Below are 12,798 nucleotides of genomic sequence, written 5' to 3'. Positions count from 1 at the left end.
TTAAACGCTAGGCCAGTATCTGAAATTCAGATTTGATGTTCTACCGCCTAGCGTCAGTATATTCATGTTATTTATAGCTATTTTAGGCTAACGCCACGACATAAACGGACCCACTATGCCAGACTCCAAGCATTGGACCTTAAAAAGTATTGCCAAAGAATTAGGTGTGTCGAATGCGACGGTATCTAATGCGTTTAATCGTCCAGATCAGTTGTCGGAAAAACGTCGAATAGACATTCTAGCTGCCTGTAACGAGCTCGGATATTTTGGACCGAATAAAGCAGCGCAATCTTTAAGGCGTGGCAAATTTGATACGGTAGCATTAGTGTTGTCGGACAGTATTGAATACATGGTGTCTGATCCCGTGGCCAGTAAGTTTATGAAAGGCGTTGCGGCAGTTTTTGAGCAACATAAAATTAATTTACTGTTGTTTTCCGGCAGTTCTGACAATGTGAATGGCGTAAATGATTTTGTCGATGGTTTTATTTGTTATGGCCGTCCTCGCAACCGTTTATTGGCCGAGCAATTAAAAAAAATCCGTAAAAAAGTAGTCACTGTCGACTTTAATATTCATCGTAGTGCTTCGGTGAGTATCGATAATAAAGCCGGTGCCTATGAAGTGGCTAAATTGGCAATTCAATCTGAGCAAGATCAGGTCGCAATTCTTGGATTACGCTTGCTCGACACTCACTTAACCTGCCGCGTGTATGATATTCATTCTATGGAAATCGACACTTCAGTAGCACATCAGCGTTTGCAAGGCTATTTGGATGCCATTGGTGATACTGGGGTTAAGCTTGGTGATGATCGCATTTGGAATATTCCTGAAAGTAATGCCGACTTTGCTGCTATAGCAGCCAAAGAAGCGCTTAATTGTGTACCGCGTCCGAATGTATTTTTGTGCATGAGTGACCTCATTGCCTTGAGTTTAATGCGCGAGGCAATCCAACAAGGTTTGCGGATCCCTGAAGATATTCGTGTGGTGGGTTTTGATGGTATTGATGAAGGCTCACGAGCTATCCCGCCGCTGACAACCGTGTTCCAGCATTCAGAACAAAAAGGCCGTAAAGCCGCAGAAATGTTTATTGCTGATGCCCATCATGCTGAAGTGTTAGGTTATGAACTTTCTCGTGGTGGTAGTTGTTGATGTAATATTGATGACCGGACGATTCTTGATACAAACAGTTTGATACAAACAGTTCGATACAAATATATCGAGACAATCAGATCTAGACAATCATATCGAGACCAACAAGGCGCCTAATTAGGCGCCTTGTTTACGTTTAAGCTTAAAACACACGTAGATTATTCGCGGTGTTTAGCCAGTAAATCAGTCAGTACAATGTGAGTCGATTGCTGGGCTTCAACGATGTTGATATGGGCTTCTTTGCTGGCAAAATTAACGCTTAACTTGGCTGAACTGTCGCCATGCACCCAACAAAGATCTAACTGATTAGCCTGGTTTGTCATGGTGAACTCACCATTAAAGGCATCGACGTTATTACGTAGAGTAATCAGCTCACATAGCGCTTTAACAACCGGTTTTTGCATGGCAGTTTGAATGTCGCTTACCTGTAGATAAGGGCGGTTAATGTCGCGACCTACTTGAGTTTGATTCAGTAACTCCATGGCATTAGGCACTGCCAGTAAACCGGTGTAATACACCTGCGGAATACCTGGAGCAAAAAATTGCACGCTTCGAGCGATTAAATAATCAATGTCATTTTGGCCAAGTGCATCGTAGTAGGTGCAATTAACTTGGTATAGGTCGACATTGCTGGCTGCCGCGCCCGTTGCTTGTAAGCTTTCACCTTTGCTATTGCTATGGATGCGGTTAACTAAGTTATCAATTTCTGCCGCTGTTAATAAACCTGCTTTATTGCCGACCGGGCCAGCGTCAATAATGCCAATGCCGTCATGAGTATCTAATACCGTGACACAGTTGCGTGGGGCAATGGATAGCCAATGGCTTAATGCACTGGCATCTTGGCTAAATAAACTGTGGAGAATCAATGGCGGCAGCGCAAAGTCGTACACCATGTCTACGCGCTTAGCGATATCGAGCTGGGTCATGTAATGCGAGTGAATTTCGGCAAGGGTGGTCATGCCTAGGCTGTTGGCTTTTTTGGCTAACTCATCGACAAATTCAAATGATTCTTCAATCATAAAACAGCTAGTGCCTGGTTTTTTAATGGCATAACCCGCAGCGTCAAGACGAATAAGATCGACTTTGCTTTCATGAAAACGCGTTAGCACCTTGTTTAAATGTGCCTGACCTGCAGCGGTATGCACATTAATATCAATTTGATTTGAGGTAAAAGTCGTCCAAAACTCGGCTTGTGTACCGTCGGCGAGTTTATAGGTGGTGAAACAACTCCCCGGACGTGGGCGATAAATTTTAGCTTGGTTTTCTGCGCTTAAACCGTCTGGAAATACGCTATCTTTGGTTAAAAATAAATCCCAATAAACAGAGTTTTTGCCGTTGGCAAGCACGTCTTGAAACTCGGTAGATTCTGCTGACATGTGGTTAACGATTAAGTCGGCCATGATGTCGTATTGTTGGCCAATCTGCTTTACGTCATTCCAATCACCAAGACGTTCATCTACTTTTGCATGGTCTATAGGGTCAAAGCCAGCATCGCTGCCGTCAATCGGATAATAAAAAGGTAACAGATGTACGCCACCAAAGAGATCATGCAGTTCTGTGTCGAGAACCTGTTTGAGTCCTTTTAAGTCTGAGTGCGCTATACGATCTACGTAAGTGATCAGCTGAACATTATTTTTCATGTTGGTGACTCTTAAAGTAAGTATTTAAAAAAACTTAATCGATTAAGTTGTATATTTAACCAATATGAAACATTATTCAAGGGCTTTGTTTAAATATTGAATTCGTTTTCTGTGGGAGAAGACGAATGTGTCGCCATAAATAGACTGTGTGACCACAAAGAAAACATATAACAATAAGGTGAAAAGTATGGTTAACCATATGAAGGGTAATGAGAATAGTGGTAACACTAGGATAAGAATACTAACATATTTAATGTTTTTTATGTTCGCGATGACTTCTGATGCGGTGGGAGTGATTATTCCTGAGCTGATTAACACATTTGATTTATCGATGTCTCAAGCGAGTGCATTTCATTACATGCCAATGCTATTTATCGCATTAAGTGGGCTATTTTTGGGTTTTCTGGCGGATAAGTTAGGCCGGAAAATAACAATTTTAATTGGCTTACTGCTGTTTGCGCTAGCCAGTTTTATGTTCGCATTAGGTGAGTCATTTTATTATTTTCTATGTTTATTGGCGTTAGTCGGTATTGCTATTGGGGTGTTCAAAACGGGTGCGCTAGGATTAATTGGTGATATTTCAACTAACTCAAAACAACACTCAAGTACCATGAATACCGTCGAAGGCTTTTTCGGTGTGGGCGCCATGGTCGGCCCGGCGATTGTCAGCTATTTATTGATAACAGGGGTGTCGTGGAAGTATCTGTATTTTGGTGCTGGGGTGTTTTGTTTAATATTATGTTGGTTAGCTTATAAGGCTGAATACCCGCAACTTAAGCGCTCATCTACTCAAGATATTAATCTAGCCAGTACGTTTAGCATGATGAGAAACCCTTATGCATTGGGCTACTCTTTAGCGATTGGGCTTTATGTTGCTACTGAAGTGGCCATTTATGTATGGATGCCGACGCTATTACTCAACTATGAAGGTGAGTTGGCATTAATCGCGACGTATGCATTAACAATCTTTTTCACATTACGGGCACTGGGACGTTTCTTAGGTGGCTGGATCCTCAATCGATACAGTTGGCAGCAAGTGATGTTTTGGTTCAGCCTAGCAATTAGCCTATGTTATTTAGGTGCAATGATGTATGGCATTTCTGCGGCGGTTATTTTATTGCCTTTATCAGGCTTGTTTATGTCAATGATGTATCCGACATTAAACTCCAAAGGGATCAGTTGTTTCCCGGTTGACCAACATGGTTCGGTTGCTGGGGTTATTTTATTCTTTACTGCGCTTTCTGCTGCATTAGGTCCATTGTTGATGGGAGTGGTAGGCGACATATTTGGTCATGTTAAATACGGGTTTTATTTAGCAACTGGCTTTGCATTTATGTTGTGCTTATTAGCAGCCTACAATCTGCTTCGTGATCCGTCAGGACATTTATTGACCGCTGACGCTAAATAATGAACCTCTGCGATTATAAATATTTAATCTAATAAACATCTACTTAGACGATTTTTTAATCCTGTTAACGATAATTGAACATAAATTGTACTTGCAATTTACTGTTTAGTTGCTAACTTGTAACTTAATCGATTAAGTAAAGGCTTGGATTTAATTTTAACCTTAACCTTTTGACTCGCTACTGAGCTAGTTTGGGGGCTTAGTTCGATTGATGAATATATTACTGATGTTGTTATGGGGAGATAAGACAACATCAATACACTCTATGTGGGGACATAAAAATGATAATAAGCACATCTAAAAAACTTGTATTGAGTACGCTAGCGGTGATGGTCAGTTCGAGCTTGTGGGCTGCTGAAGCAGATACTGCGGAAACCAAGAAAGACGCCATTGGCCTTGAGCGCATTGTGGTAACGGGTGTCGCACGTGGTACACGTGTAATGGACTCGAGCGTGTCAGTGAGCAGTGTGTCGCCAGAAGATTTAGCCATTAGCTCACCTCGTTCATCAGCCGAAGCGTTCCGTATTATTCCGGGCATGAAGGTTGAATCGACTGGTGGTGAAGGTAACGCCAACATTGCGGTACGTGGTTTACCTGTTGCCTCAGGTGGAGCTAAATTCTTGCAAATTCAAGAAGATGGCTTACCTATTTTACAGTTTGGTGATATTGCATTTGGTAATGCGGATATTTTCTTACGTATTGATTCTACGACACAAACTATTGAATCAATCCGTGGCGGTTCAGCATCAACAGCTGCCAGTAATGCACCAGGCGGTATTATTAACGTCATCAGTAAAACCGGTACCAGTGATGCTGGCAGTATTTCATCTACTGTGGGTCTAGATTACGATACTTTGCGTACTGATTTTGAATACGGCACCAGCATTAATGACTCGATGCGTTTTCACATCGGTGGCTTTGTGCGCACCGGTGATGGTCCGCGAGACCCTGGTTACACCGCAAACAAGGGTGGCCAAATTAAAGCTAACTTAACCAAAGAGTTTGATTCTGGTTATGTGCGTCTATATGTAAAGCACTTAAATGATAAAAGCATTGGTTATTTGCCAATGCCAATGTATTCCGATGGCAGCTCAATACCCGGATTTGATGCTCAAGCTGATACGGTTCATTCAGCTAACATGTTATCAACCCTGCGCTTAGATGCTGACGGCAATATTAGCCGTGGTGATATGCGTGATGGTATGAATCCGATTGTTAACTCGGTGGGACTAGAAGCCTCATTTGATTTAGGTGACGATTGGTTAGTAGAAAACCGTTTCCGTATCTCGGATGTGAGCGGTAATTTTATGTCGTTAATGCCTGCCGAAGTGGCTAACAGTTCAAGTATTGCTAGCAGTATTGGCGGCGCAGGCTCGACACTTATTTATGCTAACGGTGCTAAAGCAGGCCAAGCCTTTGACAGTGACTTAGCAATGCGGGTGCACAGTTTTGATGTGACCATGAATGACTTTGGTTCTATCGTCAATGACATGAAATTAACCAAGACCTTTGACGATTCTAACGTCACTTTTGGTTTTTATACTGCCACTCAAAATATCAATATGACGTGGATGTGGAACTCTTACTTAATGGAAGTGCAAGGCGATAATGCCGCACTTTTAGATGTGGTTGCCGCAGATAGTACGTCTTACTCTGATAATGGTTTATATGCTTATGGCGTGCCTTATTGGGGCAATTGTTGCCAACGTAATTATGATTCAGACTACACCATTAAAGCACCGTATATTGCTGCGTCATCTAAGTTTGGCGATTTATCGTTAGACGGTAGCGTGCGCTATGACTCTGGCGATGCCAGTGGTTACTATGCGGGTAATGTGCAATCACAAGTGGACATGAACCGTGATGGGGTGATTTCTCAGCCTGAGTTAAGTGTGTCGTCAATTGATAATGCTAACCCACAGTTAGTGAATTATGACTGGGGATACTTATCTTACTCATTAGGTGCTAACTACCAAGTGTCTGAAGATTTGGCTGCATTTGGTCGTATCAGCCATGGTGGCCGTGCTAATGCTGACCGTTTATTGTTTGGTAAGGTGAGTCCTGATGGTTCAGTTTCTGACGAAGACTCAGTGGATGAAGTAGACCAGTACGAAGTGGGTGTGAAGTATCGTTACGATAATATGTCGGTATTTGCGACAGCATTTTACTCTGAAACCGAAGAGCAAAACTTTGAAGCCACGAGCCAAATATTCTTTGACCGTAAATATGAAGCCAAAGGGATTGAGCTAGAAGGTGCTTACTACGTTGGCGATTTCGACTTCCGCGGTAACGTAACCTGGACCGATGCTGAAATTGTTAAAGATGCCCTTAACCCAAGCGTAATTGGCAACACACCACGTCGCCAAGCAGATTTTATTTACTCTCTAATGGGCCGTTATAACTTTGATAAAGGCTCTGTTGGGGTCAATTTGATTGGTACCACTGAGTCTTATGCTCAAGATAACAATGACCTAAGTTTTGATGGTTACACTCAAGTCAATGCGTTTGCGTCGTACCAGCTAACCGATATGTTATCGGTCGCGCTTAACGTCAATAACTTGTTTGATACTGTCGGTATTACCGAAGCTGAAGAAGGTTCGGTACCCGATAACAATATTATTCGTGCCAGAACCATTAACGGCCGTACAACCAGCGCTACTGTTAAGTACGAGTTTTAATCGTTTATTGTCATTGCCTTAGTTGTAATCAGCTAGTTTTAGTCAGCTAGTTGTAGTCATCTTATTTGCAATGGTATTGGTTGCATTAGTTTTTAGAAATCCCTGTTAACAAGCCCATGCAAATGGGCTTTTTTTTGGACATTTTATATGAGTACATTATTGAGTTTTGGTGAAGTATTAATTGATCTATTGCCAGTGGGCCATTCTGGTTTAGTGCACGAGCCGATCCCTGGCGGCGCGCCAGCCAATGTGGCCGTGGGGTACGCAAAATTAGGCGGCAAGAGTTTTTTTGCTGGTGGCATTAGTGCTGACCATTATGGCGTGATGTTGCAAGATGCCTTGGCAGCACAAGGTGTGGATGTCAGTTGTTTAACAGTAGTGCCAGATGCTGCTACTGCCACCGTGTTAGTCAGTTTAGATGCTCAAGGGGAACGGTCGTTTAGCTTTAATCGGCAAAACACTGCCGACATGCTATACCGTGAAGCTGATTTTGATGCTATCGATTGGTCTCAAATTGATATTTTTCATCTTTGTTCAAATACATTTACTGAAAAGGCCATTTTCACTGCGAGTCTCTATGGAGCTAAAAAAGCGCATAAAGAACAAACGTTAGTCAGTTTTGATGTCAATTTGCGCTTGTCACTATGGCAAGACACTCGGTTGCTATCAGCTCGAGTAGAGCAATGTTTTGGTTACACACACCTGTTGAAAATGAGTAAAGAAGAAGCACTCTATTTGGCTCTGGAGCGTGGGGTATCATTTGACGATTATTTAGCATTCTGTATTGCGCAAGAGGTGAGGTTAATTTTGGTCACCAATGGTGCTGAGTCCGTTTTATGCCACAGTGCTGAGTTTTCCTTTGAGTTGCCGGTGCCTAAAATTGTGGCCATAGATACTACTGCCGCCGGAGATAGCTTTGTTGCGGGGTTCTTATTTGAACTCGGCCGTGATGAAGGATATTTTACTCCTGGGCCTTTAGTACAAAAATTGCTTAATCGAGTGAACGTTCAAACTGCTGCCGAGTTTGCAATTAAGTGTGGTGCGATAACGTGTACGACAAAAGGCGCTTTTCCTGCGCTGCCCGTTTTGGCGCAAGTGCAATCGTGAATCAAATTTGTGTAAATGAGTTATTGAGCAATAAAAAAGAGGTCACCTTAGGTGACCTCTTTTTTTGTTATCATTGAATCAATAACGCGGTTAATCGTGTGTTATGGCCGATTCGGCTAACTCGGTTTTATTTTTGCCTCGTTTTGCGAGGGCATAATAAAACAGTGGCGTTAAGATAAGGCCAAAAATAGTCACCCCAATCATGCCTGAGAATACTGCAACACCCATTGCTTGACGCATTTCTGAACCAGGTCCGCTAGAAAACACCATAGGTACCACACCCATAATGAAGGCTATCGAAGTCATTAAAATAGGCCGTAAACGTAAGCGACCGGCTTCAAGTATGGCCTCTAATGGTTCCATGCCATCATCTTGTAACTCTTTAGCAAACTCAACAATTAGAATGGCATTTTTGGTTGCCAGCCCCACCAGTACAATTAACCCAATCTGGGTAAAGATATTGTTATCTCCACCGTAAATTAGTACCCCTGTTAATGCCGATAACAGCGTCATTGGGATAATCAGAATAATGGCTATTGGTAAGCTTAAACTTTCATATTGCGCGGCTAATACCATAAACACTAACAAGATAATTAATGGGTAAATATAGGCGCCCGCATTGCCTGCCAAAATTTGTTGGTAGGTGATCTCAGTCCACTCGTAGGTCATACCGTTAGGTAAGGTTTCAGCTAAAATCTTTTCAATTGCAGCTTGCGCCTCACCGCTACTAAATCCAGGTGCAGCACCACCATTTAATTCCGCAGTGGTAAAACCGTTGTAATGCATGACTCGGTCTGGACCAGATGAATTGGTGACATTAATAAATGATCCAATAGGCACCATTTCACCTTGGTTGTTACGTACTTTTAGTTGGGCGATTTGTTCAGGCGTTTGTCTAAACTGTTCATCTGCCTGTACGTTCACTTGATAAGTACGGCCAAACTGGTTGAAGTCGTTGGCGTAAACCGAACCCATGTATCCCTGCAGGGTGGAGAACAATTCGTCTAACGACACCGATTGTTGTTTGGCTTTAGTGCGATCGATGTTCACTTCAAGTTGTGGCACATTGACTTGATAACTCGAGAATACTCCCGCTAGCTCTGGCGTTGCCCATGCTTTTTGCATCACTTGCATGGTCACTTTATACAACTCTTCGTAACCGTAATTAGCACGATCTTGAATTTGTAATCTAAAGCCACCAATGGTGCCTAAGCCTTGCACTGGCGGTGGCGGGAAAATCGCAATAAATGCGCCATTAATCGAGGCAAATTTTTGATTTAACGCAGCAGCAATAGCACCTGCTGATAATGATGGATCTTTGCGATCGGTAAAGTCATCCAGCGGGGTAAACAAAATGGCGCTGTTAGTACTATTGGTAAAGCCATTAATGCTTAAACCAGGGAAGGCTACAGCATGGGCTACACCCGGTTGATCTAGTGCAATACGTGACATTTCTTTCACGATAGCTTCAGTGCGATCTAATGATGCAGCATCAGGTAGTTGGGCAAAGGCAATAAGATATTGTTTATCTTGCCCAGGCACATAACCTGTTGGGGTATTGGCAAACTGTAAGCCTGTTAAGCCGACTAAACCGATATACAAAATACCAATGACAGCACCAAAACGAATGATTTTCTTCACTAACCAGCCGTAACCGTTAGACATACGCGCAAACATGCGGTTAAACGGATTAAATAACCAGCCTCCGAGCAGCTTATCCATACCACGGGTCAGCATATCTTTTTTCTCGTGATGACCTTTAAGCAATAATGCCGATAATGCAGGGCTAAGGGTTAACGAGTTAATCGCCGAAATAAAGGTGGAGATGGTAATGGTTAACGCGAACTGCTTATAAAATTGTCCGGTTAAGCCTGACATAAATGCCGTTGGAATAAATACCGCCGCCAGTACCAAGGTGGTGGCAATAATCGGACCGGTCACTTCTTTCATTGCCTTTTGAGTGGCAGCAACGGGCGATAATCCGTCTGAGATATTTCGCTCAACGTTTTCAACCACAACAATCGCATCATCGACCACGATACCAATCGCGAGCACTAAGCCAAACAGTGATAAGGCATTCAGCGAAAAGCCCATTAGGTGCATAAAGGCGAATGTACCCACAAGTGATACTGGAACCGCCACTAATGGAATAATGGATGCGCGCCACGTTTGTAAAAACAGCACTACCACTAATACAACCAGCAATAATGCTTCAACCAGTGTTTGTACCACAGCTTTAATTGAGCCACGCACGAACACGGTAGGATCATAGACGATGTCGTAGGTTAAGCCTTCTGGAAATGACTTAGACAACTCAACCATTTTAGAACGAACATCATCAGATATTTGAATCGCGTTAGAGCCCGAGGCCTGGAACACAGGTAATGCAGCCGCGTCTTTATTGTCTAACATTGAGCGTAGGGCGTAAGTCGATGCACCTAATTCAACCCGGGCAACATCTTTTAAACGAGTGATCTGACCTTGATCACCCACTTTAACAATAATGTCTTCGAACTCTTCAACGTTGGATAAACGGCCTTTAACATTAATCAGTAATTGGAAATCACTGTCGCCGCTAGGCTGCGCGCCTAAACTGCCGGCTGCGGCTTGTTGGTTTTGCTCACGAATAGCGGCAACTATATTGCTCGGTGATAATCCGATTGCCGCTACTTTGTTAGGGTCTAGCCACACACGCATGCTGTAATCGCCAGCGCCAAACACACGCACAGCACCCACACCGGTAATACGGGCTAATTCATCTTTTACTTTTAATACCGCATAGTTAGACAGATACAACATGTCATAACGATCGTCGGGCGAGGTTAAATGCACCACCATGGTTAAGCTAGGTGATGACTTTTCTGTGACTATGCCTAAGCGTTGTACTTCTTCTGGTAAACGAGGTTTTGCCCGTTCTACCCGGCTTTGGACTTGGGTTTGAGCTAAATCAACATCAGTACCAATCGCAAAGGTGATGGTTAGCGTCATGCGCCCATCGGACGTGGCTTGCGAAGACATGTACAACATGTTTTCTACGCCGTTAATCTCTTGCTCTAGCGGTGATGCAACGGTTTCAGCAATGATTTTAGGGTTAGCACCTGGGTAGTTTGCCGTCACCACTACCGTTGGCGGTACGACCTCTGGATACTCGGTAATCGGTAATTGCCATACTGCGATCGCGCCTGAAATAAAGAACAGTAGCGACAGCACCGCGGCAAAAATAGGTCTTTTAATAAAGAATTGAGACAACATTATGTGGTTTCCTTAACCCTGACTTGCATCATCAGCAACGCGTGCTGTCAATGGCTGGTTATCGAGGAGGCGTTGCGCTTGATGTAATGCTTCTAATTTGTCGCTATCGGCCATGTCGGTGAGATTTGGCTCAATAGTGACGTTAGGGCGTACTTTCTGCAGACTGTTTACCACGATGGTATCGTTAGGGGATAAACCGGCAGTAATAATACGTAAACCGTGAAGCTTCTCACCTAGGCTAACGCTACGATACTCAAGGGTGTTTTTGTCATTTACTACCAGAACAAACTTGTTATTTAAGTCAGTAAAAATGGCTTTGTCGTCAATTAAAATGCTGTCGTATGACTCGCTACCAGCAATGCTGATGCGGGCAAATAAGCCGGGTAATAATTGATTATCTTGGTTGGCAAAGTTTGCTCGAACGCGGATAGTACCTGTTTGTTGATCAACCGAATTATCGACAAAGTCGATCACACCCTGGTGGTTAAAACTGGTTTCATTTGCCAGAGCCATCACCACAGCATTGTTGCCCAAACGTGGATTTTGACGTTTGTTCTCGAACGATAACGCGGAATATTTTAAATACGTTTGCTCATCGATATCAAAATAAGCGTACATATGCGACGTAGAGACTAAGCTGGTGAGATGTGTTTGTCCGGCGGTGACATAGTTACCTGCCGTTTCATTGGCATACGATACACGACCCGTAATTGGGGCGGTAACATGGGTATATTCAACGTTAAGTTGGGCGCTAGTTAATGCTGCTTTAACTGATGCTACAGCAGCGGCAGTTTGATGCATATTAGAGCGACGAGTATCAATAAGCTCTTCTGAAACCGCTTTTTGATGGAACAGCTTATTGGCTCGTTCATAATCATTTTCAGCAAGTTGGTTAGCTGATATTGCACTGGTTAATTCTGCTTTAAGGCGTTCATATTCAGCAGTAAATACACTCGAGTCGATGGTAAATAACACATCGCCTTTTTGCACTAGCGCGCCTTCTTTAAAGTTAATCGATTCAATATAACCTGACACGCGAGGTACCAAAGTAACCTTTTCTGGTGCTTGTAAGCGTCCAGTAAATTGATCCCACTCGGTAATGCGTTCATAAAGTACGTTAGCAACATCCACCTTAGGCGCTGCGGGTGTATTCGCTTGTTGTGCTGGTTGCTTTCCGCACGCCACTAATAGTAATGCCGTTAGGCTTACTAACAAAGTGATTTTAATTGATTTTAACGTCTTCATGGTGCTGTCCTCTAATCCATAGCATTTACGTTATTTAACAAGCTATTGGGTGCGTTACTTTTGTCTTTGGCTATGTTTTTATACCAATCGGTATAAATTGTTCTGTACCGCACGGTAATATATAGATTAAAATACAACTGTCAATTAGTTTTGTACCGATTGGTATTAAATTATTATAACAAGGTGATTAATAATCAACATGATGAAATAGCTTCACGGCATATAACGTGGAGAGTGACGATGAAATAGCGTTAATCAATGCTTGATAAAGATGAAAAAAAGCGCTTAATCTACTTATTATTAACCCTTTCTATGATTTAG

Annotated in this window: 7 protein-coding genes; 4 read left to right on the top strand and 3 right to left on the bottom strand. The window is 42.8% G+C overall.

Translation table 11 applies throughout. The features are described 5' to 3' along the window. The first annotated feature begins 115 nt into the window (after positions 1 to 115). Positions 116 to 1,147: a LacI family DNA-binding transcriptional regulator gene (locus GUY17_RS20585; RefSeq protein ID WP_101088655.1), complete on the top strand. Its 1,032-nt coding sequence runs from the start codon at positions 116 to 118 to the stop codon at positions 1,145 to 1,147. 158 nt (positions 1,148 to 1,305) lie between these two features. Here the strand turns inward: GUY17_RS20585 and gtfA are convergent, their stop codons facing one another. After that, positions 1,306 to 2,787, bottom strand: a complete 1,482-nt coding sequence (gene gtfA, locus GUY17_RS20580; RefSeq protein ID WP_162024199.1) for a sucrose phosphorylase — start codon at positions 2,785 to 2,787, stop codon at positions 1,306 to 1,308. 187 nt (positions 2,788 to 2,974) lie between these two features. Between gtfA and GUY17_RS20575 the strand changes: the two genes are divergently transcribed. From GUY17_RS20575 to GUY17_RS20565, 3 genes are all read left to right on the top strand, one after another. Beyond that, on the top strand, positions 2,975 to 4,195 hold the full coding sequence (locus GUY17_RS20575) for a sugar MFS transporter (RefSeq protein WP_162024198.1): 1,221 nt from the start codon (positions 2,975 to 2,977) through the stop codon (positions 4,193 to 4,195). 281 nt (positions 4,196 to 4,476) lie between these two features. Then, a complete protein-coding gene (locus tag GUY17_RS20570) occupies positions 4,477 to 6,873 on the top strand; it encodes a TonB-dependent siderophore receptor (protein WP_162024197.1) in 2,397 nt (798 codons plus the stop codon). A gap of 147 nt (positions 6,874 to 7,020) precedes the next feature. Beyond that, complete coding sequence (locus GUY17_RS20565) at positions 7,021 to 7,980, top strand: carbohydrate kinase (RefSeq protein ID WP_162024196.1); 960 nt, start codon at positions 7,021 to 7,023, stop codon at positions 7,978 to 7,980. Between the two features lie 90 nt (positions 7,981 to 8,070). Here GUY17_RS20565 and GUY17_RS20560 read toward each other — a convergent pair whose 3' ends face one another. Both GUY17_RS20560 and GUY17_RS20555 read right to left on the bottom strand, forming a co-directional pair. Next, a complete protein-coding gene (locus GUY17_RS20560; RefSeq protein ID WP_162024195.1) occupies positions 8,071 to 11,232 on the bottom strand; it encodes an efflux RND transporter permease subunit in 3,162 nt (1,053 codons plus the stop codon). Positions 11,233 to 11,244: 12 nt separating this feature from the next. Next, positions 11,245 to 12,477: an efflux RND transporter periplasmic adaptor subunit gene (locus GUY17_RS20555; protein ID WP_162024194.1), complete on the bottom strand. Its 1,233-nt coding sequence runs from the start codon at positions 12,475 to 12,477 to the stop codon at positions 11,245 to 11,247. Positions 12,478 to 12,798: the final 321 nt, after the last annotated feature.

The sequence above is a fragment of the Shewanella sp. Arc9-LZ genome, from assembly GCF_010092445.1.
GTDB lineage: Bacteria > Pseudomonadota > Gammaproteobacteria > Enterobacterales > Shewanellaceae > Shewanella.
Note: the sequence above shows the minus strand (reverse complement) of the source record. Positions and strands in the feature narration are given on the sequence as shown.

Coding starts and splice junctions, on each gene's coding strand:
- GUY17_RS20585 (WP_101088655.1), top strand. CDS start 116: ATGCCAGACTCCAAGCATTGGACCTTAAAAAGTATTGCCAAAGAATTA.
- gtfA (WP_162024199.1), bottom strand. CDS start 2,787: ATGAAAAATAATGTTCAGCTGATCACTTACGTAGATCGTATAGCGCAC.
- GUY17_RS20575 (WP_162024198.1), top strand. CDS start 2,975: ATGGTTAACCATATGAAGGGTAATGAGAATAGTGGTAACACTAGGATA.
- GUY17_RS20570 (WP_162024197.1), top strand. CDS start 4,477: ATGATAATAAGCACATCTAAAAAACTTGTATTGAGTACGCTAGCGGTG.
- GUY17_RS20565 (WP_162024196.1), top strand. CDS start 7,021: ATGAGTACATTATTGAGTTTTGGTGAAGTATTAATTGATCTATTGCCA.
- GUY17_RS20560 (WP_162024195.1), bottom strand. CDS start 11,232: ATGTTGTCTCAATTCTTTATTAAAAGACCTATTTTTGCCGCGGTGCTG.
- GUY17_RS20555 (WP_162024194.1), bottom strand. CDS start 12,477: ATGAAGACGTTAAAATCAATTAAAATCACTTTGTTAGTAAGCCTAACG.